Annotated in this window: 19 protein-coding genes and 1 riboswitch; of the genes, 15 read left to right on the forward strand and 4 right to left on the reverse strand. The window is 69.5% G+C overall.

The genetic code is table 11. The features are described 5' to 3' along the window. Positions 1 to 20: 20 nt before the first annotated feature. Entirely contained in the window at positions 21 to 2,144 is a 2,124-nt protein-coding gene (locus AB5J62_RS22745; RefSeq protein ID WP_370941931.1) for an NB-ARC domain-containing protein, read from the reverse strand. 415 nt (positions 2,145 to 2,559) lie between these two features. On the opposite strand from AB5J62_RS22745, the gene AB5J62_RS22750 reads away from it, so the two are divergent. Next, complete coding sequence (locus tag AB5J62_RS22750; protein ID WP_370941932.1) at positions 2,560 to 5,181, forward strand: RICIN domain-containing protein; 2,622 nt, start codon at positions 2,560 to 2,562, stop codon at positions 5,179 to 5,181. 352 nt (positions 5,182 to 5,533) lie between these two features. Here the strand turns inward: AB5J62_RS22750 and AB5J62_RS22755 are convergent, their stop codons facing one another. Next, positions 5,534 to 5,977: a MarR family winged helix-turn-helix transcriptional regulator gene (locus AB5J62_RS22755; RefSeq protein ID WP_370941933.1), complete on the reverse strand. Its 444-nt coding sequence runs from the start codon at positions 5,975 to 5,977 to the stop codon at positions 5,534 to 5,536. Between the two features lie 61 nt (positions 5,978 to 6,038). Here AB5J62_RS22755 and AB5J62_RS22760 point away from each other — a divergent pair, with 61 nt between their 5' ends. Beyond that, positions 6,039 to 6,476 (forward strand): nitroreductase/quinone reductase family protein, encoded by a 438-nt coding sequence (locus AB5J62_RS22760; protein WP_370941934.1) that lies wholly within the window; start codon positions 6,039 to 6,041, stop codon positions 6,474 to 6,476. Then, the gene (locus AB5J62_RS22765; protein ID WP_370941935.1) at positions 6,473 to 7,696 is read left to right on the forward strand and encodes an FAD-dependent oxidoreductase; all 1,224 of its coding nucleotides are present in this window, start codon (positions 6,473 to 6,475) and stop codon (positions 7,694 to 7,696) included. Before AB5J62_RS22760 ends, AB5J62_RS22765 begins: the two co-directional genes overlap by 4 nt. Here AB5J62_RS22765 and AB5J62_RS22770 read toward each other — a convergent pair. Then, positions 7,686 to 9,833, reverse strand: a complete 2,148-nt coding sequence (locus tag AB5J62_RS22770) for an alpha/beta fold hydrolase (protein ID WP_370941936.1) — start codon at positions 9,831 to 9,833, stop codon at positions 7,686 to 7,688. The genes AB5J62_RS22765 and AB5J62_RS22770 overlap by 11 nt on opposite strands. 215 nt (positions 9,834 to 10,048) lie before the next feature. Between AB5J62_RS22770 and AB5J62_RS22775 the strand changes: the two genes are divergently transcribed. Both AB5J62_RS22775 and AB5J62_RS22780 read left to right on the forward strand, forming a co-directional pair. Further along, positions 10,049 to 10,339, forward strand: coding sequence for a hypothetical protein (locus tag AB5J62_RS22775; protein WP_370941937.1), 291 nt, complete (start codon positions 10,049 to 10,051; stop codon positions 10,337 to 10,339). 13 nt (positions 10,340 to 10,352) lie between these two features. Further along, the gene (locus AB5J62_RS22780; protein ID WP_370941938.1) at positions 10,353 to 10,667 is read left to right on the forward strand and encodes a hypothetical protein; all 315 of its coding nucleotides are present in this window, start codon (positions 10,353 to 10,355) and stop codon (positions 10,665 to 10,667) included. Positions 10,668 to 10,682: 15 nt separating this feature from the next. On the opposite strand, the gene AB5J62_RS22785 is transcribed toward AB5J62_RS22780, so the two are convergent. After that, complete coding sequence (locus tag AB5J62_RS22785; protein WP_370941939.1) at positions 10,683 to 11,888, reverse strand: PP2C family protein-serine/threonine phosphatase; 1,206 nt, start codon at positions 11,886 to 11,888, stop codon at positions 10,683 to 10,685. Positions 11,889 to 12,021: 133 nt separating this feature from the next. Beyond that, positions 12,022 to 12,092, forward strand: a riboswitch (cobalamin riboswitch). 98 nt (positions 12,093 to 12,190) lie between these two features. Between AB5J62_RS22785 and AB5J62_RS22790 the strand changes: the two genes are divergently transcribed. The 10 genes from AB5J62_RS22790 to AB5J62_RS22835 all read left to right on the forward strand — a co-directional run bounded on the left by AB5J62_RS22790 (position 12,191) and on the right by AB5J62_RS22835 (position 22,602). Continuing rightward, positions 12,191 to 14,806: a hypothetical protein gene (locus AB5J62_RS22790; RefSeq protein WP_370941940.1), complete on the forward strand. Its 2,616-nt coding sequence runs from the start codon at positions 12,191 to 12,193 to the stop codon at positions 14,804 to 14,806. After that, on the forward strand, positions 14,803 to 15,366 hold the full coding sequence (locus AB5J62_RS22795; protein ID WP_370941941.1) for a flagellar hook-length control protein FliK: 564 nt from the start codon (positions 14,803 to 14,805) through the stop codon (positions 15,364 to 15,366). The genes AB5J62_RS22790 and AB5J62_RS22795 overlap by 4 nt, the downstream gene beginning before the upstream one ends. Beyond that, positions 15,363 to 16,283 carry an ABC transporter substrate-binding protein gene (locus tag AB5J62_RS22800; RefSeq protein WP_370941942.1) on the forward strand — a complete coding sequence of 307 codons (921 nt, stop codon included), beginning with the start codon at positions 15,363 to 15,365 and terminating at the stop codon, positions 16,281 to 16,283. The genes AB5J62_RS22795 and AB5J62_RS22800 overlap by 4 nt, the downstream gene beginning before the upstream one ends. Beyond that, positions 16,283 to 17,377 (forward strand): energy-coupling factor transporter transmembrane component T, encoded by a 1,095-nt coding sequence (locus AB5J62_RS22805; protein WP_370941943.1) that lies wholly within the window; start codon positions 16,283 to 16,285, stop codon positions 17,375 to 17,377. The genes AB5J62_RS22800 and AB5J62_RS22805 overlap by 1 nt, the downstream gene beginning before the upstream one ends. Then, on the forward strand, positions 17,374 to 18,960 hold the full coding sequence (locus tag AB5J62_RS22810) for an ABC transporter ATP-binding protein (protein ID WP_370941944.1): 1,587 nt from the start codon (positions 17,374 to 17,376) through the stop codon (positions 18,958 to 18,960). The genes AB5J62_RS22805 and AB5J62_RS22810 overlap by 4 nt, the downstream gene beginning before the upstream one ends. Beyond that, entirely contained in the window at positions 18,960 to 19,802 is an 843-nt protein-coding gene (locus AB5J62_RS22815) for an ECF transporter S component (protein WP_370941945.1), read from the forward strand. The genes AB5J62_RS22810 and AB5J62_RS22815 overlap by 1 nt, the downstream gene beginning before the upstream one ends. Beyond that, entirely contained in the window at positions 19,799 to 20,839 is a 1,041-nt protein-coding gene (locus AB5J62_RS22820; RefSeq protein WP_370941946.1) for a peptidase, read from the forward strand. The genes AB5J62_RS22815 and AB5J62_RS22820 overlap by 4 nt, the downstream gene beginning before the upstream one ends. Positions 20,840 to 20,893: 54 nt before the next feature. Further along, positions 20,894 to 21,265 carry a (2Fe-2S) ferredoxin domain-containing protein gene (locus tag AB5J62_RS22825; protein ID WP_370941947.1) on the forward strand — a complete coding sequence of 124 codons (372 nt, stop codon included), beginning with the start codon at positions 20,894 to 20,896 and terminating at the stop codon, positions 21,263 to 21,265. Between the two features lie 186 nt (positions 21,266 to 21,451). After that, positions 21,452 to 22,225: a hypothetical protein gene (locus AB5J62_RS22830; RefSeq protein WP_370941948.1), complete on the forward strand. Its 774-nt coding sequence runs from the start codon at positions 21,452 to 21,454 to the stop codon at positions 22,223 to 22,225. Continuing rightward, positions 22,222 to 22,602, forward strand: coding sequence for a GntR family transcriptional regulator (locus tag AB5J62_RS22835; protein WP_370941949.1), 381 nt, complete (start codon positions 22,222 to 22,224; stop codon positions 22,600 to 22,602). The genes AB5J62_RS22830 and AB5J62_RS22835 overlap by 4 nt, the downstream gene beginning before the upstream one ends. Positions 22,603 to 22,615 lie beyond the last annotated feature (13 nt).

Below are 22,615 nucleotides of genomic sequence, written 5' to 3' on the forward strand. Positions count from 1 at the left end.
GCGGCGATGATCGTCAGAATCTACGGCGTCGCGTCGGCAGTGAGCTTCGCCGCGACCGCGCGCAACGCCGGTGTGTCGAAGGCAGCGCACTCCGCCAGCGCGCGGGTCCGCTGCTCGCGGGCGAGATCCTCGTCGCCGGTGCGCTGGGCGACCTCCGCGAGGCAGGCGATGGCCTGGACCCTGGTTTCGACGATCATCGCGGAATCCGCGGCGGCTCGAAGCTGCTCGATGGCCTCCGGCCACCGGCCTGCCCGGTTGAGCGCCTCGCCCCGTAACCGCCACACGTCGGCCAGCAACTCCGTGGCCTGGTGTTTCAGGAAAAGCGACTCCGCCTCGTCGAGCATCGTGAACGCCTGCGACAGGTCACCGGCGGCCAGCAGGCACTCGGCATAGCCCTGCAGCACGAGAGCCAGCAACTCCTCGTTGTCGGGAGTCGCGGGCAGTGTGCGGTAGTAGGTGACACAAAGCCGGTGAAGCGCGACCGCCTCGTCGTCCCGGCCTTGCTGCTGCAAGAGCACCCCGAGCTTGGCAAGCGCGATGAACCGCCACATGGGGTAGCCGCCGTGCTCGAACAGTTCGACCGCCACCCGCGCGAGCGAGACCGCTTCGGCGATGTCACCCAGACGAGCGTGGATCGCGGACCCGTAGCAAGCGTTCCAGCCGCGCGTGAGCAGGTCGTCGGCCTGCGCTGCTTTCACGGCGGCTCGCTCGAACACGGCCAACGCGTCCGCGTCACGCCCGCAAAGGCGGTAGAGCGCCCACGACAACGCGTTGAGCAGCACCGCTTCCCTTGCCGTGTCACCGAGTTCGCCCGCCGCGTCCGCACCCGCCCTGAACACCTCGCTCCACAGCTCACCATCGCCGCGCAGGTCGGAGTACCAGTACAACTCCGCCACCACCGTGGCGACCCGGTCGTGCTCCCGATGCCTCGCGGCGGCCCTGAGCGCGCCTCGCCACTGTTCCAGCTCGCCAAGCAGCCAGCGCCCGGCGGACTCCCGATCGGATACCGGGTCAGGACCGTCCACCCGGTCCGGCGGCTCGGTGCGGTCGTGGTCGAAGAACTGCCCGGCTCTGGCCGCGACGTCCAGCAGCCAATGCCGCGTCCGCTCGTCGGCCTCACGGACCCGCGCCGGGTCGTCCTCACGTTCGAGACACTCGGCCGCGAAGAGGTTCAGCAGGTCATGCCGGCTATAACGGCCCGGACCGCCCGCCGCGAGCAGGCTGGCATCAGCCAATTCCTCCAACGCGTTCTCCGCGTCAGGTTCCTCCAGCCCGCTGACCACCGCGGCCAGTTCCACGCTCGCCGAAGCACCGGGCACCAGCGCCAGCCGCCGGAACATCAGCGCGCTATCAGGCGCCAAGAGCCGGTACGACAGCTCGAAAGCCGCCCGAACCTGCAGGTCCCCGGCCGTGAGCACGGACAGCCGACGTCTCTGGTCCTCCAGCTGGCAGGCGAAGTACTCGAGCGTCCACTGTGGCCTGCCCGCGATCCGGGTACCCGCGATCAGCAACGCCAGCGGCACACCGCCGCAGAGCCTGCCCACCCTGGCCGCCGCCTCCGGCTCGGCGTCCACCAGCTGGTCACCGACGGCCGCGCGCAACAACGCCAGCGAGTCTTCGAGGTCGAGCAGGTCCAGTGCCAGCCGAGTGCGCACCGGCAACCCGACCAGCGTGTTCCTGCTGGTCACCAGCACCATCGTGCCCGGACTCGTCGCCAGCAGCGGCCGCACCTGAGCCTCACTGGACGCGTTGTCCAGTATCAACAGCACCGCGCGACCGGCCAGCTGGGAGCGGTAGAGGGCCATCACGTCCTCGGAGTCGGCGGGGATCTGCCGCTCCTCGACCTCGAACCCACGCAGCAGCCGCCGCGCCGCCTGATCCGCGCTCACCGGCTCGTCGTCTTCACCGCGCAGATCCAGGAACATGCAGCCATCGGCGAACAACCCGCCCAGCCGCTGCCCCGCGTCGACGGCCAACGCCGTCTTACCCGCACCAGGCGGGCCGTGGACCAGCATCACCGGCAGCAGCGCGGACTCGCCGACCTCGACCAGGAACTCGACCAGGATTTCCTGCTCACGCTCCCGGCCCGTCAACGCGACCGACAACGGCGGCAACGCGCGCGTCGATACACTGTGGACGGTCAACTGGCCTGGCTTGTCCTTTTCGGACCAGGCATGCGCCGACCGGGAGAGAGTGGCGAACTCCGAACTCGAAGACGATCGCCAAGTGTCGCCAATCCCACCCCTGTCATCAGTGTTTTCCCTGGCCGAAAACACGAGAGAACGTTAGAGCGCCCATTCTCCTACAGCAACATGATGGGAACGTAACAACGAGCGCCTCACCGGGAGTTGACACTCACGACCCTGATTCGGCTTCTCCGCGCCGATCCGGCAGGTCACGGACTGATCACGGTTGCGGCGCTGATCTTGACCGGCTTTTCCAGCCAGGTCAACGATTTGCTGGCACGCACCTGGGGTTTTACGCGTGCCTCTATGACTTTCCGCCACAGGCCACCACGAACAGCGGTGGCCTGTGTCCTTATGCAGAAGAAGGCCAGGAATGAGACTGAGACCTGTTCTCCGCGGCGCTGTCCTCGGCACCGTGTTCGCCGTCGCCGCCGGTCTGGTGACCGCGGGCGTCGCACAGGCGGACGGACCGCCGTCGACCGAGATCGAGAAGGGCAACGCCGCGGCGTTGCTGGGGATCGTGGCGGGGCCGGAGCTGACGAGCCTGACCGATCGCGACTTCACCTCGGCGATGTACCGGGCCGCCGACGATCTGGACCGGCCGCGGCCTGCCGAGCCCGAGCACCAGAACGTCAAGCAGGCCGCGATCGACGCGCTGCTGGCGCAGGCGAAGGACGACCCGGCGTGCGCCCCGTGCACGACCTACATCAAGACCGGCATGGCGGCCGCGCACCAGCTGGACATCGCGGTGGTCAACGAGCGGCGCCAGCAGCAGGAGAAGGAACGCAAGGCGAAGGCCGACGCCGCGAAGACCATCGGGCTGACCGAGGGCCAGTACACCCCCGAGCTGGGCCGCTCGGTCTATGACTTCATCGTCTTCCTGGACCTGAAGACCGATGACCACAAGGACATCGCGGTGCGCAAAGCCGCCCGCGAGGCGCTGAACGGCACTGACGAGAAGCAGTGGTCCTTCCTCACCGTCGACGTCTTCACCGCCCACAAGGACGACGTCGCCCGGCTGATCCAAGAGGACAACGCCAGGACCGAGGCCGAGAAGGCCGCCGCGATCGCCGAGGAGAAGAAGGCCACCGCGGCCTATCAGGCACTCGGCATCATCGCCGACGACAAGATGCGCAAGCTCAGCGACGACGACTTCGTCCGCACGATCTACAAGCTCGCGCCCAAGGACAGCGAGGTCTTCCTCGCCGCCCGCGAAGCGGTCCTCAGCCTCGACGACGCCGACCGCACCAAGTTCATCGAAACCGGCGCCGCCGAAGCACGCCAGCGCGACATCGACAACGAACTCCGCCGCCGCGACCAGGAGCGCGTCAAGCAGATCACCGTGATCCGGGACGCCGCCGTCAGGTCCACCTTCCACCCGGACCTGGTGCTGGCCGCCGACGCCGCGCTGGCGGGCACCTCGACCGACCGCGAGAAGTTCCTGCGGGTCGGCAGGTACCAGCACGACATCCAGACCATTCGCGGCGTCTCCGACACTCTCGATTTCGACGTGTACCTCGCCGACGAAAACGGGACGCTGACCCTCACCAAGTGGGCGCCGGGCGAATATCCCAAGCAGGCGTGGAAGGTCGAGGCGGGTCTCGCCGACCCGAGCTGCCTCTCGTTCCAGTCGGTGACCAGGCCCAACCACTACATTCGCTTCCTGCAAAGCCAAAGCCAGTTCACCGAGGCGAAAGCCGACGTCGCCCCGACCGACGGCACCGACTCGTTCCGGAAGCTGGCGACGTGGTGCCGAGGCGGCAACAGCCTGATCCCACTGGTCAACGGTGGCGGTTTCATGGGGCTCTGGGTGCCGGGCGCGCGCTCCGACTTCAGCCTTCGCGCACCGGCGATCTGGCAGCCGGCGGCGCCCAAGGCGCCGCTGCCCATCGACCGGGTCTACGACTCGAGTCCCACGCTGCAGAACGAGATCGGGAAGCCGGTGGGCACGGCCGTGATCGACGCCGCGGGCAACGGCTACCGGGAGTACGAGCGCGGGTACGTCTACCTCAGCCATGACAACCCCCGCGGCAACGCGCAGGTCTTCCCGATCACCGGAACCTTCAACCAGAAGTTCCGCGCGCTGGGCGGCCCGGCGGGCAAGCTGGGGTATCCACGCACCAACGCCATCGCCTTCGGCGGCAACACCGGGCGGCTGCAACGGTTCTCCACCGGCGCGGTGTACGACGTGACCAACGTCGGCGTCTACGCCACCTTCGGCGACATTCACAAGAAGTACGTCGAGTCGGGCTCGGAAACCGGGCTGTTGAGCTACCCCACGTCCGATACGACGAAGCTCCCTGACGGCGTCGGCTGGTCCACCACGTTCGCGGGCAACGCCGGCGCCATCTACTACCACCCGAGCACCGGCGCGAAACTCGTCTACGGCAGCATCCGCGCGAAGTGGAACGAGTACGGAGCCGAGCGCTCCTGGCTCGGCTACCCCACCAGCGACGAACTCGACCTGCCCAAGGGACGGCGCAACACCTTCCAGAACGGCCGGATCGACTTCAGCAACGACGGCGGAATCACCGTCGCCTACAAGACCGCGCCGATCGCGCCGAAGGCGATCGAGATCAAGGGTGTCCAGTCAGGACGGTGCATCCAGGTCGCGGGCGCGGGCGCCGACGCCACCAAGGACGGCGCCGCGATCGAACTGTGGGACTGCGTGGCCGGGGTCAAGCAGATCTGGGACGTCGTGCCGCTCGGCAACAACAAGTACAGCCTCAGGAATCGCAACTCCGGCAAGTGCCTGGACGTCTACAACAGCACTCTCGACAACCAGGGCGGGGTCGTCCAGTTCACCTGCAACTCGGGCCCCAACCAGCAGTGGGAGTTCACCACGGACAACACCGGCGCCAACTACGCACTGCGCGCCGTCCACTCGGCCAAGGTGCTCGACGCCAAGAACAACGGCACCGCCAACGCCACGCTGGTTCAGCAATGGGCCGACAAGGGGCTCGCCAACCAGCGCTGGACCATCATCGCGCTGTAGCAGCAGCACAAAAGGGCTCGTGAGCGTTGCGGGCGGTTCTATTTGAGGGGAAGGGCAAATATGGCGTGCTCCGGCCGGGCTGATGAGGTCACGTCGCGAGGCACGGCATGTCGCCGCGGGCGAGGGGTTCCCTGGGTGCGAAATACGCACTGAGGGGTCCCCTCGCTTCAGCTCTCGCACCTGCAACACTCACGACCCTGCGGAGTAAAGCGGGCTTTATCCCGCACACCACAGCCCCCGGCTATCCGCGAGTGGAACCTCTGCTGCGTTAGATGCAGCAAAGGTTCCACTCGCCCGCCACGTTTGCCCTTCCGGGCAAGAACCGCCCGCAACGCTCACGGGGCCTTTGCGGTCACCGGGTCCCGCTCAAGCCGCGCAGTAGGTCGATCGTGCCGTCGAGGAAGGTGGCGACGGTGTTGGCTTCCTCGGCGCTGAGTCCCCGGACCAGCGAGGCGATGCCGGTGAGCAAGGGTGCGAGCTCGGCGATGACCTCGGCTTGCGCGGTGTCGGTGACCTGGAGGCTCACCCGGCGCCGGTCACTGGGGTGCGGGTGCCTGCGGACGTGCCCCGCCGTCTCGAGCCGGTCGACCAGTGCGGCCGCAGACGCCGAACGGATGCCCAGGAGCTGGCCGAGCTCCACCGTCCCGGTCTCGTGCGCCGAGGCGGCCAGGTGCTGGAGGGCCTGCGCGTCGGTCACGCCGATCCCCAGCCGTCTCGCCAGTGCCTGCTGCGCGGGCACCGCCTCGGCCAGCAGATCCCGGACCGCCCGCCCGATTCGGGCAGCTCCTTCTTCCATGGGGTAACCCTAGCGATCGCTAGACAAACTAGCTAGACTATCTAGCGAAAATGGAGGGACAATGGATACCCGCTCACTGAACGCGGAGATGACCGAACGACTGCTGGCCGCACCCGCCGAGCCTGTGCCCGACGGCGGCTACGCGTTGCGGGTGCTCGAAACCCGAGGCCGTACAAGCGCGGAGCCGCGGCGGACCCCGCTCGCGGTCGTGGGACGAGAAGGCGGCCATTTCCTCGTATCGCCGGTACGGGGACGAGACTGGGTACGCAATCTTCTCGCTGACCCGGCGTGCGCCGTGCTCGAGAACACCGACCGGATCCCGTGCCAGGCACACGAGGTCGTCGGCGCCGAGGCGGCGGCGGTGATCGCCGTGTATCTGCGGTCGATGACCGTTCCCTGGGCGATCCGCGCCTTCCCGGTACCGCAGGAAGCTTCGCTTGACGACATCCTCGGCCATGTAGCCGACATGGCGGTGTTCGAACTACGAGACCGGCCATGAGCGCCCCGGAGCAGGACGTCGTGATCGCGGGCGGCGGTCCCGGCGGGATGGTGCTGGGCTATCTGCTGGCCCGCGCCGGGGTCACGGTGACCGTGCTCGAATCGCACGCCGATTTCGATCGCGACTTCCGCGGGGACTCGCTGCATCCCTACACACTCGAACTGCTCGATCAGCTCGGCCTCGCCGACGGGCTGCTCGCGCGAGATCATTTCAAGGCGACCGCTTTCCGTTTCCACACACCAAAAGCGTCGTACAGCGCGGCCAGCTACGACCGGCTCGCCAGCCGCCACAACTACGTCGCGCTGATGCCTCAAGTCCGCTTCCTCGACTACCTCGCCGAGCAAGCCGCCGCGCTCCCGCACTTCACGCTGACCACCAGCGCGAAGGTCACCGAGCTGCTCACCGGCGCCGACGGCACGGTCACCGGCGTACGCCATCGGCGCGGCGAAATCACCAGCAGACTGGTGGTCGGCTCCGACGGCCGCTTCTCCACCGTGCGGCGCCTCGCCGACCTGCCAGCGCGCTCGCTCGGCGCGACCACCGACATCCTCTGGTTCCGCTTGCCCCGCAAGGAAACCGACCCGCCCGACGCGGATCTCGACCTCTACTACGGCCACGACAGTTACATCGGCGTGCTCGGCGGCGTCCACGACTGGCAGGTCGGCTACAGCCTCGCGAAGGGCGACTACCCGCGCCTGCGCGAACGAGGCGTCGAACCCGTGCAGCGGTTCGTCAGTGACCACGTGCCCTGGCTGGCCGATCGCGTCCACCTGCTCACCGACTTCGCCAAGACCACGCTCCTGTCCGTCGACATCTCCCGCGTCGACACCTGGTATCGGCCGGGGCTGCTCCTCATCGGGGACGCCGCGCACGTCATCTCCCCGGTCGGCGGCAACGGAATCCTCATGGCCGTCCAGGATGCCGTCGCCGCCGCCAATCACCTCATCCCCGCGCTGCGCCGCGAGACCGTCACCACCGACGATCTCGCGGCGATCCAGCACAACAGGCAAGCGGCGATCACGAAGGTCCAAGCCCAGCAGGTCCGAGTCGAGCGCCAGTCCGCGCGGGCGCGAGCCCGTGGCCGCGGGGCCGCGCCACCGGCTTTCCTGCGATGGCTCTTCGCGATTCCCGGCATGCGCACCCGCGCCGCGCGAACCAACGCCTACGGCCCCAACCCGCCCGCGCTCGACATGGACATCCTGCTTCCCACTAAGACCTGAACGGTTTCGGCAGCGTGCAGTCAGGCTTACGCAGGTCGAGCACGTTGCCCTCGCCGATGCACGAGGCGATGCCGGCGGTCTGTGTGGCGTACCCACGGCCTTGGTGCACGGTGACGGCTCCGCCCGCGTCCACCTCGCAAGGATTGTTCAGCTCGCACTGCTTGCCGTAGCGGTTGCTGGTGCTGTTCACCGCGATCAACGCGCCGGTGGCGGCGTCCAGCACCGCGGAGCCGGAGCTGCCGGGCCGCGTATCGCACTCGGCGGCGTAGCGAATCGCCTGGGTGGACCGGTAGTCGCCTTCCCGCAGCTCCGGAACGGTGGCCTCGGCCTTGCACTGCCACGTGCGTTCCAGGTAGCTCGACACCACCTTGATCGCCTGGCCCGGCGCAGGCCCGGTGCCGGACAGCGGATACGCCTTCACCCCGTAGCGCTGCTCCAGCTCCGCGTAGGTCAAGTTCAGCTGGGCGAGCATGATGTCGGTGTCGGCCATCGTCGCGTAGAGCACCTTCGTGGTGTGCACCTGTCCCAGCTCCCGTCCCACAGAGCTGAGCACAGATCCTTGCAGCTGCATCGATTCGTCCACGAACACCTGACCGGGCTTAGGCCGCGCCGGCTCACGGCAGTGGCCGTTGGTCAGCAGCAGAGCCGTGTCCGTGTCCTTGGCCGCGGGCGGCCGGACGAGTGAGGCCGAGCACGAAGGCAGTTTCACCGTGCCGGCAAGATCACCTGTCGGACCGGGCGGCTCCTCAGTCTGTCCTTCGCAGGTCCCGGTGGCCGTTTTTCCCGCACGGAAGAAGTCAACCAGTTTCGAGCCACACTCGATCAACTTGATCGTGGAGTGGGTGTTGTCGCGGACGGTCAGCAGTTCGCCGCCGATCGTCGCCTGCATCATCTTCGCCCACGGATAGGGCGTGATGAACTCGAACTCGTGCGCGGACAACTGCAGCTGACTCTTACCGGGCTTCAGCTCCCAGGCCTTGCCAGGGAACGGCCATTTCGCGCAGTCACGTAACGGGAAGTGCCCGCCGCCCGCGAACGGCACCTTCCGAGCTCGTTCCGCCCGGTTGCCCAGCACCTGGGAGAATTCACGTTCGTCAATACTGCCGTTGCACAGAAACGCGTCGTTGGCGAAGGCGTAGAAGTTGCCCTCCTGCTCAAAGCCACGCACCTGACGGTTTTTCGCCGAGAGCTCCCCCACGACCGCGGGTTTGCCTGAATCTCGCAGTTCGGCTAGCTTCGCCGCGTTTTTCGGCCAGAAGGGCTCCCGCTCGGTGGCCAGCAGAACGACCTGGTCGTAGCCGTAGGTGTCACGCAAGCCGGTCAGCTGCTCGCGCACTTTTTCCGGCTTCCCGCCGAAGTGGTATTGCTCGTCGCGGGCGGCCAACCAGGCGGAAAACTGCTCAAACAGCAGCTCTTTGCCTTCCTCCCACGCCAGGATCGCCGAATTGTCCAGCACGGGCGACATAATGGATTCCAGCCACATCCGGTCGACGTGCTCGTCGAACATCGAGCGGTACATAGCGCCCACGGCCGTGCCGCCGGAGTTGCCGTAGAAGCTGATCTTCTCGACACCCAGCGCCTCACGGATCCGGTCCATGTCCCTGGCCACGTTCTCCATGGTGATGCTGGCGGCCAGCTCGGGATTCATCGCGGCACACTTCTCGTGCCACACGCCGATCGCGTCGAACCGCTGCTGCTCGGTGGCGTTCGGGGGTTCCTCGAGCAACGCGCCGTCGCAGTCGATCCGATCGCTGTACCCCACTCCTCTGGTGTCGATACCGATCAGGTCGAACTCGTCGTTGAGCGACCCCACCTTGTCCGACAACCAGTCGTAGGTGATCTGGACGCCGGTCAGCCCTGGCCCACCGGGGTTGGTGAACAGCACGCCGCGCCGGGGTCCTGTCGCCTTGACCCGGCTGACCGCGATGCTGATCATCTTGCCGTCGGGTTTCGCGTAGTCCAGCGGGACGGGGACGAGGACGCATTCGCTCCGGGTGTCGGTCGCCTTCCATCCCTTGGCGATCTTGACACACGGCCGCCAAGCCAGGCTGTCCGTGGCGGCGTGACCGGCGGGTGATGGCAGCGCCGCGAGTGACGCCGCCACCCCGAATCCGAGCAGTAGTACGGAAATCTTCATAGCAGGCCACACTGTCCAGCCCATGTGCGCACCAGGTGATCGATCCGCTACAGATACGTAACAAGCCATCTTCTGAGGTGAACCAGTCACCCTCAAGCATCCATCTCAGTTGACAACCGTCGCCCGGTCTCGGCATGCTGTCAGCATCAGCTCACATGAATGCCCTTGAGTTCAAGTTGAATCGTGAGCTGACAACGTAGAGGGGAGATGCCACTTTGAGTCGCTCGATCGCCGTACTCGCCGCGGGCGCTTTGCTCGCCGCCGCCATCACCACGGCGGCTCCGAACACCTCATTCGCCTCTGGGCCCACGCGGACCTTTGAGGGTTTCGGAAGCGGGACAACCGAACTTTCAGCTTCCCAAGCCGCGAAGAACGATGCGTACCACTGGGTGGCTTACTACAACTATTCCGGCCCTTGCACGCTCGTCTCGGAAAAGATCGAGCGAAAAGGATTTGGGTCCTACACCGCTTTGCTCAAGTTCAGTTGCGAAAAATATCCCTGGTAAGGAAAGGAACGCAATGACGAAGAACACTCGCATCATCCGACGCGCCGTAGTGGGTTTGACGCTTGCCGCGGCCGCCGCGCTGGCCGGAGGCGGCTCGGCTTTGGCGTCGCCTGCCGGCACCGGGTTCTCGACTACCGAAACCAAGGAGTTCTTCGGGTACAGCACGGGATTTTCGGCCGCCCACGCGATCCTCCGGGCGAAGACCGTCGCAACCAACGCCGCCACGGCTGAAGGTTTCGGAAATTGCGGGGTCAAATCGCAAGAGGCCAAGAAGAGCCCCATTCCCGGCGCTTGGGACGGCTTCGTGGTGCTCGTCTGCCATAGATAGCCGACCGGCTCGCGGTCAGCCCCGGCGGACGGCGAGCAGTCCGACGTCGTCGGTGGCCGGACGGCCACCGACGAGTTCGGACATCACCCAGGCGCAGGCGGCTTCGGCGGGCATCGCGGTCACCGTGCGGCGCAGCAACTCCATGCGCTCGTCGAAATCCTCGTCACGGCGCTCGACCAGGCCGTCGGTGTAGAAGACGGCCAGCGCGCCGGGCGGCAGGTCGAAGGTGGTGGTGTGACGGCCGGTCGTGGCCAGGTCGAAGCCGATGGGCGGATCGACGGGGCCGCTGACGAACGTCGCCTCCCGGCCGGGGACGGCCAACACCGGGCGTGGGTGGCCGGCGAGTGAGAGGTCCACGCGACCGGTCGCGGCGTCGAGGACGGCGTAGGCGACGGTGGCCATGGTCTTGTGCTCGAAGTGGGAGGCCTTGCGGTCCAGTTTGCCCAGCACCACACCGGGGTCGTCGAACTCCAGCGCGTAGGCGCGCAACGCGCTGCGCAGCCTGCCCATGACCACCGCCGCGCCCAGCCCGTGGCCGACGACGTCGCCGATCACCAGGCCGAGGCGCCCGTCGAGCAGGGTGAACACGTCGTACCAGTCGCCGCCGACGCCGCTGCCCGCGTCCGGCACGTACCGGGCGGCCAAGCTCCAGCCGTCGATGTCGGGAAGGCGTCCCGGCAGCAGGCTCTCCTGCAGCAACGCCGCCGCGGCGCGTTCGGAACGGGCGCGGTGCGCGCCCACGCCCGCTGCCAGCCGATCGGCGATCAAGTGCAGCAGCTCGATCTCGTCGTCGTCGAACCGGCGATCGGTGAGCGAGCCGATGTGCAGCACGCCCACCAGGCTTCCCCCGGTCACCATCGGCACGCCGAGCATGGCGTGCAGGCCACGCTTCCACAGCAGCGGATTGATCACAGTGGACTCGTCGACGCGGGTGATCTGCATCGCCTCACGGCACTGCGCGACCCGTCCGGCGAACCCGGCGCCGACCGGCACCCGGACGCCCTGGAGGACTTCTTCCGCCAAGCCGCGGGTGGCGCGTGCGACGAGGTGGTCACCGGCAGGGTCGACGAGCAGCACCGTGACCGTATCCACCGACAACAGCTCCTGGGTGCGACTCAGCAGCACCTCGAACAGTTTGTCCTGGTCCAGCTCGGCCAATGCGCTGTCGGTGATCGCTTCCAGCACCCGGATCCTGGTGTGCGAGACCCGGTCGCGTTCCATCTGAGGCTCCGTCCCGTTCGACCGAACAGACGGCCCGGCAGGACGCTACCCCACGTGCGGTTGGCGGTTCCAGGCGCTGATCCCCGGTGTTAGTCTCGCCGCACTGAACAACCGCATACCGCTGCCCGTGATGGGGAAGCCGGTCGAATTCCGGCACTGTCGCGCAACCGTGGGCCACCTTTCGAGGTGGCGAGTCGGGCCACCGTCCCGGGCAGCCGAACAAGCCCAACCGCTGTCGCGAGAAGCAGAGGTGGATCCAGCGCCCCGCGCCGGTCTCTCCTTCATGCAGCAAGGAGGAGAGTGTGAACCGGCGCCGCTCCACGGCCGTGCTGTCGCTCGCGGCCAGCATCGGACTGGTCGTCGCGGTCGTCGGCGGCACTGCCGACGCGGCGGGTGACACCGCCGCCGCGAAGGCCACCTCCCACTGGCTCGCCACGAAACTCAAGCCGGACGGCACCCTCGAGAACCCGATGGGCGGCGAGCTGCCCGATCACGGCCTGATGATCGACACGCTGTTCGCCATGCACGCCTCCGGCGACGCCGCGCTCGCCGCGCCGATCGTGACCTTCCTCGACGATCTCCGGCACGCGACCGACTACTACACCTGGGACAAGCTGGTCCCGATCCCCGGCTCCGACCAGATCATCATCGGTGGTTCCGCGGCCAAGGTGCTCGTCGCGGCTGAGGTCGCCGGACGCGATCCCCGTGCCTTCGGCGGACATGACATGGTCGCCGAGACACTCGGCGCCATCCGCCGTTCCGGTCCGGACAAGGGACGCGTCAGCGACTACTCGAAGAAGCCGGAGCTGGCCGAGTACGTCAGCAACAACGCCAACATGTTCGGTCAGGCACTCGGTGTGATCGGGCTGGCGGCCGCCGGGGCGAACGATCAGCTCGCCATCGACAAGCTGCTGACCCAGCAGTGCTCGGAAGGCTACTTCCGCATCTACTTCGCCTACATCCCGACCACCGAGACCGGCGACCACGTCAGCCCGGACGGTTACAAGGTCTCGACCTGCGACGAGGGCAAGGCGTTCGACGTCTCCCCGCCGGACGGCGACCCGACAGGGCTCGGCCTGTCCGCGCTGCTCGCCGCCCGCGCGGCGGGCGCGCAAGGCCTCGATCCGGCGATCGGCAAGGCCGTCGCCTGGCTCAAGGCGAACCAGACTCCCGGCGGCGGCTGGGGTGGCGGCGTCGGCACCGAGGCGCCCAACACCAACAGCACCGGCCTGATCGTGCAGGCGCTCGCCGACGCGGGCGGCGCCGAAGCCGAGGTGGCGAAGGGCGTCGCGTTCCTCAAGAGCGCGCAGGCCACCGCCGCCGCCGACTCGGGCAACCGGCTCGCGGGCGAACTCGGCGCCATCGCCTACAACCCGGACTCGTACGTCGCCGCCCGCACGACCGGCATCAGCGGCCTCGACACCTGGATCCGCGCGAGCGCGCAGGCCTCGCTGGGGCTCGCGCAGGTCGGGTTCTTCGATCTTGCCAAGGGAAAGCGACCCGGCGAACCCAGCAGCCCGAGTGAATCCAGCCCGCCCGTCAGTACTCCGCCGGTGAGTACAACGACGACCACGACGACCGTGACCAGCACGTCCACGACCACCACGACGAAGACCACGACGACCACCGAGACACCGCCGACCGTCACGACGACGGCCGCGCCGGTGACCAAGACGGTCACCACCACCGCGCCCGCACCGCAGGCGGCGAAGGCCACGGGCACCCCGCCGCCCGCGCGCCGGACGACCGCGTCCCAGCCGGTCCGCACCGCCGCTCCCCCGGCGCCGCCGAGCCCGCCGCAGCCGCCGTCGGCGACGGCCTCGGCCAGGCTCGCCGGTTACCTGGCGGCCAAACTGACCGGCGACCACGTCGAAGTCACCGAAGACGGCAAGACCTTCGTCGACTACGAGGCCACCGCCGACCTCGTACTCGCCCTCCGCGCGCTCGGCGAGCAACCGGACGCCGTCACCCGCGCGTCGGCCTTCCTGCTCACCCCGGACGCGGTCAACGCCTACGCGCACGGCGCGCCGTACGAACAGAACGCGTCCTACGCCGAGGCACTCGCCAAGCTCAGCATCATCGCCCGCTTCCAGCAGGCCGACGACCTCGCCGGGCAGCTCCAGTCCGCGCTCACCGGACTGCGCTCGCCGACCGGCGCGTTCACCGACGTCGGCTCCTTCGCGGACAACTCCACCCGACGGCAGTCGTGGGCGATCCTCGCCACCGCGACGGATCCGGGCGCGGCGGTGGACCTGCTGCTCACCTATCAGTGCGCCGACGGGACGTTCCCGGCGCGGCTGGACACGCCCGGCTGCGCCACCGGCGACCTCGCCGCGACGGCGGCCGCGGTGACGGCGCTCAACAGCAGGCCGCACACCGAGGAAGCACCGTGGGCCACCCTGCCGCCCGAGTGGTCACCGCACCGCGCCACGGCACTCACCACCGCGACGGCGGCGCTCGGCGCACGTGTCGACGGCACGGGCATGGTCGCGGGTGAGGGCGGCGCGCCGGACACCGCATTGAGCGCGACCGTCGCCGCCGCGCGGCAAGCGGCGGGGCTCGACGCGACCGTCACCGCGAAGACGCTCGGCGACCTGCTGGCGGCGGACGGCGGCCTGACCAAGGCCTCGATCGGCGACGGCGGCGGCAAGACCGACTTCGGCACCACGCTGTCCGCCGCTGCGGGCGTCGCGGGCCGGTCCTGGCTGAGCGCGCCGGGCTCGCCGGTCTCCGCGGCCGTGCGGCTGCCGCTCGCGAACTTCCAGGCGGACAGCCAGAAACCGGTGCTCGTGACCGCCGCGGCCACCCACCGGCGGGTTCCCGTCGAGTGGGTCATCGGACTCGGCGCCTGCCTGCTGCTGGGCGGGCTGATCTACGCCATACGACGACGTTCAGCAAGGAAAGGGACCACCCCGTGAAAAGAGCCATCGCCGCCGTCACCGTCCTCATCGGAGTGTCGCTCGCCGCGCCCACCAGCGCGCACGCCGCGGGCTATGACGGCATCTGCACCGGAGCGGACGCGCTGACCGGCGTGACCGTCGTGGTCGACTTCCAGGAGCTCGACGGCAACGGCGGGGTCGCCGCCCCGACCATCACCCGCTGCTCCCCCAACGCCAGTCCCGGCACCGCGCGCACCGGCATCAAGGCGCTGCAGGACGCGGGCATCCCCGTGGCGGGCACCGCGCGCTGGGGACTCGGCTTCGTCTGCCGTCTCAACGGGCGTCCCACGGCGACCGAGAACATCCCGATCACCGGCAACCCGACCTATCACGAACCCTGCTTCAACACCCCGCCCGCCAGCGCCTACTGGGGTTACTGGCACGCGGACGGCCACGGCACCACGTGGACGTACAGCAGCTTCGGCGCGCTCAACCGCAACGTCATCCCCGGCGGCTTCGAAGGCTGGTCCTTCTCGCTGAACAAGACCGCGACGACGAATCCCGTGCCGCGCGTGACCCCGACCAACCCGGCTCTGTGACCAGGCTCGCCGCGCTGGTGGCCACGGTACTGCTGATCGTGGCCACCGCACCCGCGCACGCCGTCGACCAGAGCAAAGGGCATCCCGGTTTCTGCAAGAACGAGACCGGGGTGACCGTGGTCGTCGACTTCCAGCAGCTGGGCGGGACCACGATCGTGCGCTGCGACCCGCAGGGTGGCCGTGGCACCGGGCTCGACGCGCTCAAAGGCGCCGGTTTCCAGATCGCGGGCGCGCAGCGGTGGGGCGAGAGTTTCATCTGCCGGGTGGAGAACCGGCCATCGGCCGCCGAGGGGCTGCCGATCGCCGGGCGCCCGAACTACCACGAGATGTGCGTCGACACCCCGCCTGCCGCGGCCTACTGGTCGTACTGGCACGCCGCGAACAACTGCGCGTGGGACTACAGCCAGTGGGGTGTGAAGAACCGCGACTTCATCCCCGGCGGTTTCGAGGGCTGGTCGTTCTCGCTCAACGCCTCGGCCGACTCCAACCCGGTGCCGCGCATCGCCGCGGTCCGGCCGGGCACCGAAGGCAGGGCGTGCGACGCGGTCGAGGAACGCAAGCCGACCTCGAACGACGTCAACGAGAAACAGCAGCCCGCACAAGAACAACAAGTGGCGCCACAGTCCACAGTGGACAACGCGCCGACGGCCGAGCAGACGCAGGCGCCCACCGCTTCGGCAGGGGCGCTGCCGCCGCCGAAACCGCGAACCAGCGGCTCGACGCGGCCAGCGGCGAAAGACCCGTCGAGCAACGTCGCGTTCACCGGTGGCGAGAACGCCGAGGACGTCAACGTCGCGCTCGAGCGTGAATCCGGCGCCAGCGACTACGCGCCCTGGGCGGCCGGCGGCGCCGTAGTGCTGCTCGCGATCGCCGGTTTCTTCGCGGCACGGCGGCGCAAACGCGCGCAAGGAGCTTGATGCGAGGCTATTTCCTGCCGCGTGACCTGCACCCGGCGGCATGGTGGGTGTGGGCGCTCGGACTGGCCGTCGCGGCGACTCGGACCACAAACCCCTGGCTGCTGCTGACGATCATCGCGGTCGCCGGCTACGTGGTCGTCTCGCGGCGTTCGGAAGCGCCGTGGGCGCTCGCGTTCCGGCTGTATCTCTGGCTGGGCGCGTTCATCGTCGGCTTCCGCGTGCTCTTCCGGTTCGTCTTCGGCGGCGCCGAAGGCTCGACGATCATCCTGCGGCTGCCGGAGATCCCGCTGCCCGAGTGGGCGGCCGGGATCAGGCTGTTCGGCGACGTCTCGGCGGAGTCGCTGCTCGGCGGCTTCTACGACGGGCTTCGGCTGGCGGCCATGGTGATCTGCCTGGGCGCGGCCAACGCGCTGGCGAACCCGAAACGCCTGCTCAAGGCGATGCCGCCGGCGTTGTACGAGGTGGGCACCGCGGTGATCGTCGCGCTGTCGGTGTTCCCGCAGCTGGCCGAAAGCGCGCTGCGGGTCCGGCGGGCACGCAAACTGCGCGGCGGCCCGCGTGGCAAGGGCGTCAAGGCACTGCACGCGATCGTCGTGCCGGTGCTCGAAGACGCGCTGGCCAGGTCGCTGCAGCTGGCCGCGTCGATGGACTCGCGTGGTTACGGCCGCGCCGGGCTGGTCGAGGCCCGCGCACGGCTGCTGACCGGCACGATGATGATCATCGGCCTGCTCGGGGTGTGCGTCGGCGTCTACGCCACTTTGGACGGTTCGACCCCGCGTTTCCTCGCCGCGCCGGTGCTCACGGCCGGGGTGGTGATCGGCTTGATCGGCTTCCGCTCGGCGGGCAAGCGGGTCGGCCGCACCCGGTACCGGCCAGACCGCTGGCATCTCCCGGAACTCGTCACCGCGGCCTGCGGCGTCAGTGTCGCGGTGGTGCTGTTCGCGACGTCCGAATTGGACCCGATGAACCTGAACCCGTCGCTGATCCGCTTGTCGTGGCCGCTGCTGTCGTGGGGGCCGCTCGCCGGGGTGCTGCTGGGCGTGCTGCCCGCGATCCTCACGCCGGCCCCGCAACCCGAGCAGGTGCCCGCATGATCGAACTGAACCAGGTCGGCTTCCGCTACGACGGCGCCGCCGAGCCGGTGCTCGCGGGCATCACGCTGTCCATCGGCGAGGGCGAGCTCGTGCTGTTCGCCGGGCGGACGGGCGCGGGCAAGTCGACGCTGCTCGGCACGATCAACGGGCTGGTCCCGCATTTCACCGGCGGCCACCTCGACGGGACGGTCACGGTCGACGGCGTGTCCACCAGTACCAGCCCGCCACGGGAGTTCGCCCACCTGGTCGGCGTGGTCGGCCAGGACCCGCTCGCCGGGTTCGTCACCGACACGGTCGAAGACGAGCTGGCGTACGGGATGGAACAGCTCGGCCTCGCGCCGCAGGTCATGCGACGCCGGGTCGAGGAGACCCTGGACCTGCTCGGCATCGCGGACCTGCGCAGGCGCGCGCTGCGCACGCTGTCCGGCGGGCAGCAGCAGCGGGTGGCGATCGGCTCGGTGCTGACGACGCATCCGAAGGTGCTGGTGCTCGACGAGCCGACCTCCGCGCTCGACCCGACCGCGGCCGAGGACGTGCTCGCCACCCTCGCCCGGCTCGTGCAGGACCTCGGCACCACGGTGCTGATGGCCGAGCACCGGATGGAGCGGGTGATCCCGTTCGCCGACCGGATGATCTACGTGCCCGGTGACGGCGGCGTCGTCGACGGCACCCCGGCCGAGGTGCTCGCCGGCACCCCGATCGCGCCGCCGATCGTCCACTTGGGACGGCTGGCAGGCTGGAACCCGTTGCCCATGACCGTCCGCGACGCCCGCCGCCGGGCCGCCTCGCTCGAACTCGGCAGCCCGCCGAAGCGGCCGGAAGCGGCGGGTGAACGTCTCCTGACGGCGTCCGGCGTGATCGTGCGCTACGGCCAGCAGGTCGCGGTCCGCGAGATCGACCTCGACCTGCACGCGGGCGAGGTGCTGGCGATGATGGGCCGTAACGGTTCCGGCAAGTCGTCGCTGCTGTGGGCGGTGCAAGGGTCCGGACCGCGCCAGGGCGGGACGGTGCGCGTCGGCGGCACCGACCCGAAGTCGCTGAGCAGCGCGCAGGCCCGCAAGCTGGTCGGCCTGGTCCCGCAGACCGCGAGCGACCTGCTGTACCTGCAGACGGTCGCCGACGAGTGCGCCGCTGCCGACGCCGAGTCGGCCGCGGAAACCGGTCACTGCCAAGGGATCCTCGACCGCCTCGCGCCCGGCATCTCCCCGGCCGCGCACCCGCGTGACCTCTCCGAAGGCCAGCGTCTCGCGCTGGTGCTGGCCGTGCAGCTGTCCGCGGCGCCGCGGATCATGCTTCTCGACGAGCCGACCAGGGGGCTCGACTACCCGGCGAAGGCGGCGCTCGCGTCGATGATCGCCGCTATGGTGGCCGACGGCCGCGCGGTCGTGGTCGCCACGCACGACGTCGAGTTTGTCGCGACCGTCGCGCACCGCGTGGTCGTGCTGGCCGAAGGCGAGATCGTGTCGGACGGCCCGACCGGCGAGGTGCTCGGCGGCTCACCCGCGTTCGCCACCCAGGTCGCGAAGATCCTCGGCGAACCGTGGCTCACGGTCGACGACGTCCGCGCCGCGCAGGTGGTCTGATGCGGGCGATACGGGTCGGTCCCCGCTCGGCGGCCGTGCTGGCGCTCGCGTCGCTCGCGGGCCTGATGATGTTCCTCTGGCCGCTGCTGGTCCGCGTCGAACCCCAGTCGATGCAGCACGGGCCGGACGCGCCGTTCGTGTTCATGGGCATTCTCCCGATCCTCATCGTGATCGTCCTCGCCGAACTGTCCGAAGGCGGCATGGACGCGAAGGCGCTGGCGATGCTGGGCGTGCTCTCGGCGGTCAACGCCGCGCTGCGCCCGCTCGGCGCGGGCACGGCGGGCATCGAGACGGTGTTCTTCATGCTGGTGCTGGCAGGCCGGGTTTTCGGGCCCGGCTTCGGTTTCGTGCTCGGCTGCACGTCGCTGTTCGCCTCCGCGCTGCTCACCGCGGGCGTCGGACCGTGGCTGCCGTTCCAGATGATGTGCTCGGCCTGGATCGGCATGGGCGCGGGCCTGCTCCCCCGCCGCGTCACCGGCAAGGCCGAGATCGGCATGCTGGTGGGCTACGGCATCGTCGCGGCCTATCTCTTCGGGTTCCTGATGAACCTGTGGTTCTGGCCGTTCATCACCCACGCCGAGGTGCCGTATCACGACGGGCACATTTCGTACGTGCCAGGCGCCCCGATGCTCGAGAACCTGCACCGGTTCGCGATCTTCACCCTGCTGACGTCGACCGCGGGCTGGGACACCGGGCGCGCGATCACGAACACGGTGGCGATCCTCGTGCTCGGCCCCGCCGTGCTCGCGACCCTGCGCCGCGCTTCCCGCAAAGCCTCGTTCGGCACCGTGCCGACGTTCGGGCAGAACTTCCTGCCCGGCAAAGTGAAAGGGTCACCATGAACCTCAGACTCCGCACGCTCGCCGTCACGGCCGTCTGCGTCGCGGCGACGAGCGTGGCACCGGCACCCGCCTCCGCCCACGCGGTCACCAAGGCAGACGCGGCCGCGGGCTGGCTGGCCCGCCAGCTCGTCGACGGCACCCACTTCGAAGTGGACTTCGGCGGCCAGAAGTTCCCCGACCAAGGCCTCACCATCGACGGCATCCTGGCCTTCGCCTCGGCCGGTGTCGCGAACACCAGCGGCGGCAACGCGTTGAACTGGCTCGCCCAGCCCGGCATCCTCTCCGGCTACATCGGCGACGGCACGACGGAGTCCTACGCGGGCGCGACCGCGAAGGCCGCGCTGGCCGCCGAGGTCCGCGGCGCCGACCCGGCCTCGTTCGGCGGTGTCGACCTGCCCTCGCGCCTGCGCGCGCTGGCCACGCCGTCCGGCCGGTTCTCGGACCACTCGCAGTTCGGCGACTACAGCAACGCGTTCAGCCAGTCGCTCGCCATCATCGCGCTCAAGCGCACCCCCGGCGGGGTCCCGGCCGCCGCCGTCGACTTCGCGGCGGGCACGCAGTGCGCCGACGGCGGGTTCCCGCTCAGCTTCGGCGCGCCCACCTGCGTCAGCGACACCGACTCCACCGCCATGGTCACCCAGGCGCTGCTCGCCACCGGCCGCGTCGCGAAGGCACAGCAGGGCCTGACCTGGCTCATCGGCAAGCAGCAGGCGAACGGCGGCATCTCCTACGGCACCGGCGACCCCGCCACCGCGCCGAACACCAACACGACCGGTCTCGCCGGTCAGGCCTTCAAGGCAGGCGGCAGGCTCGCCGCGGCCGTCAAGGCCCGCAACTTCATCGTCAGCGTCCAGGTCGGCTGCGCGGGCCCGATCCCCGACCGCGGCGCGATCGCCTACGACGCGAGCGGCTTCAACCCGGCCAACGCGGTCCGCGCGACCGCGCAGGCCGTGCTGGGCACCGGCACCGGCAGCGGGTTCGCCACGCTCACCTCGGCCGGGTCGGCGTCGGCCGCGCCCTCGTTGACCTGCCCGTAATCACCGGCTGAGCGGGTGCTCTCGCGGCACCCGCTCTCCTGGAAAGGGTTCGCCATGACCAGCCCGAGTTCACGGTCCGGCGTCGTCGTGTGCCGAGGGTGCTGCTGCGGCAACGCCACGAAGCACCCGGGCACCGACCACGTCGCCGAACTCGCCCGGCTCGAAGAGTTCGCGGCGGCCAACCCCGCGCGCTTCAGCGTCCGCACCAGTGAATGCCTCGGACCGTGCGAGCGGGCCAACGTCATCGTGGTGCGGCCGTCCCCGCGCGCACGCCGGGCGGGCGCCGTGCCGTCGTGGTTCGGCGATCTCACCGACCAGGCGCTGACCGCGCTGCTGGCCTGGGTGGCGGCGGGCGGGCCTGGCGCGCTCACCATGCCCGCGGTGCTGGCCCGCCACCACATACCAAGACCGGGAACGGCCTCGTAGCGGAAGTTGCCGATGTTTCTGCCTGGTCCTTGAAACGCGCGGGACCCTAGCCTCGGGAAGTCGCTACCGGCCTCAGGCATGGCGCGAACCACGGACGGGGGCCTGCTCAGCCCGGCGGCGGGAACAGGCCCCCTTTCGGCATGCGTGTTATCTTGTATCAAGTACTCGGTACAAGAAGGGGTGATCATGCCGCTCGACAACGTGCTCGCGGTCATCGCCGTGGAGATCGTTCTCGGCCTGGTGACCCTGGTCTTGCTGTGGCCCGTGCCCCGGTCGGCCACCAAGCTGCTGCGGCGATGGGGCGTCGGCGATCCCACCGAGGACGAGGTGGCGCAGGCGCTGACCTACCTCCGCCGTCGCCGGGTCTGGTATCCGTGGCTGCTCATCGGGTTGCCCGCCGCGCTCACCGGGACCGGGCTGCTGCCCGCCGGTCAGGACACCACCTGGCTGCTCCCGTCGATCCTGCTGCTCGGCGCGCTGCTCGCCGAATTGTTCGCGCAGCGGCGGGATCCGTCACCGGTGCGGGCGGCCGTGCCCGTGCGGCGCGAACTGACCGACATCGTGCCCCGCTGGGCGCTGGTGCTGCACGCGACCGCCGCGATCGCCGCCTTCGTGCTGCTCGGCGCGGCGCTCGCCGGCGCGGGCTGGGCACGGAACTGGCACCCGTCCTGGTCGGAGCGCGTGCTCTGGCTCTCGCTGGGCGCCGCCTTGGTGACCGTGGTGACGGTCTGGGCGGTCGTCGGCCTCGCGCTGCGCCGCCCGCCCGTCGCCCAGCTGCGCATCGATCCCTTGCTGCGCACCAGGAGCGCGCGCGTCCCGCTCGGCCTGGGCACCGCGACGCTGTGCGCGTTGATCGGCGGCGACGACGGCGGGCTTCGCGGAATGCTCGTCGTGCTCGCGGGTTTGGCGCTCTGGTCGGCGATCGCGGGGCCGCAGCGGCAGCAGCACGTGCCCGCGTGAGCCCGCATGTCGTCGTCGACACCGAAAGCGGGCTCGCGCCATGGCGGCAGGTGCACGACCAGCTGACCAGGCTGATCGGTTCCGGCGCGCTGCCGGTCGGCACGCGCCTGCCCGCCGTCCGGCGCTTCGCCAACGACCTCGGGCTCGCACCGGGCACCATCGCGCGCGCCTACCGGGAACTCGAACAGGCGGGACTCGTGCGGACGGGCCGGGCCCGCGGAACCGTTGTCGCGGAAGGGGTCACGCCCGATCCCCGGTCGGCGTTGACGGATCTCGCCCGTGAGTACACCGCGGCCGCCCGCGCGCTCGGCGTGGACGCCGCGACCGCGGCCGCCGCAGTGCACGCCGCCTACGACTCGGCCACCGACCTCACCTGACGACCGGCTTTTT

It is taken from the genome of Amycolatopsis sp. cg5 (assembly GCF_041346955.1).
Taxonomy (GTDB): domain Bacteria; phylum Actinomycetota; class Actinomycetes; order Mycobacteriales; family Pseudonocardiaceae; genus Amycolatopsis.

Coding starts and splice junctions, on each gene's coding strand:
- AB5J62_RS22750 (WP_370941932.1), top strand. CDS start 2,560: ATGAGACTGAGACCTGTTCTCCGCGGCGCTGTCCTCGGCACCGTGTTC.
- AB5J62_RS22805 (WP_370941943.1), top strand. CDS start 16,283: ATGCGAGGCTATTTCCTGCCGCGTGACCTGCACCCGGCGGCATGGTGG.
- AB5J62_RS22815 (WP_370941945.1), top strand. CDS start 18,960: ATGCGGGCGATACGGGTCGGTCCCCGCTCGGCGGCCGTGCTGGCGCTC.
- AB5J62_RS22810 (WP_370941944.1), top strand. CDS start 17,374: ATGATCGAACTGAACCAGGTCGGCTTCCGCTACGACGGCGCCGCCGAG.
- AB5J62_RS22780 (WP_370941938.1), top strand. CDS start 10,353: ATGACGAAGAACACTCGCATCATCCGACGCGCCGTAGTGGGTTTGACG.
- AB5J62_RS22825 (WP_370941947.1), top strand. CDS start 20,894: ATGACCAGCCCGAGTTCACGGTCCGGCGTCGTCGTGTGCCGAGGGTGC.
- AB5J62_RS22830 (WP_370941948.1), top strand. CDS start 21,452: ATGCCGCTCGACAACGTGCTCGCGGTCATCGCCGTGGAGATCGTTCTC.
- AB5J62_RS22760 (WP_370941934.1), top strand. CDS start 6,039: ATGGATACCCGCTCACTGAACGCGGAGATGACCGAACGACTGCTGGCC.
- AB5J62_RS22785 (WP_370941939.1), bottom strand. CDS start 11,888: ATGGAACGCGACCGGGTCTCGCACACCAGGATCCGGGTGCTGGAAGCG.
- AB5J62_RS22770 (WP_370941936.1), bottom strand. CDS start 9,833: ATGAAGATTTCCGTACTACTGCTCGGATTCGGGGTGGCGGCGTCACTC.
- AB5J62_RS22755 (WP_370941933.1), bottom strand. CDS start 5,977: ATGGAAGAAGGAGCTGCCCGAATCGGGCGGGCGGTCCGGGATCTGCTG.
- AB5J62_RS22765 (WP_370941935.1), top strand. CDS start 6,473: ATGAGCGCCCCGGAGCAGGACGTCGTGATCGCGGGCGGCGGTCCCGGC.
- AB5J62_RS22820 (WP_370941946.1), top strand. CDS start 19,799: ATGAACCTCAGACTCCGCACGCTCGCCGTCACGGCCGTCTGCGTCGCG.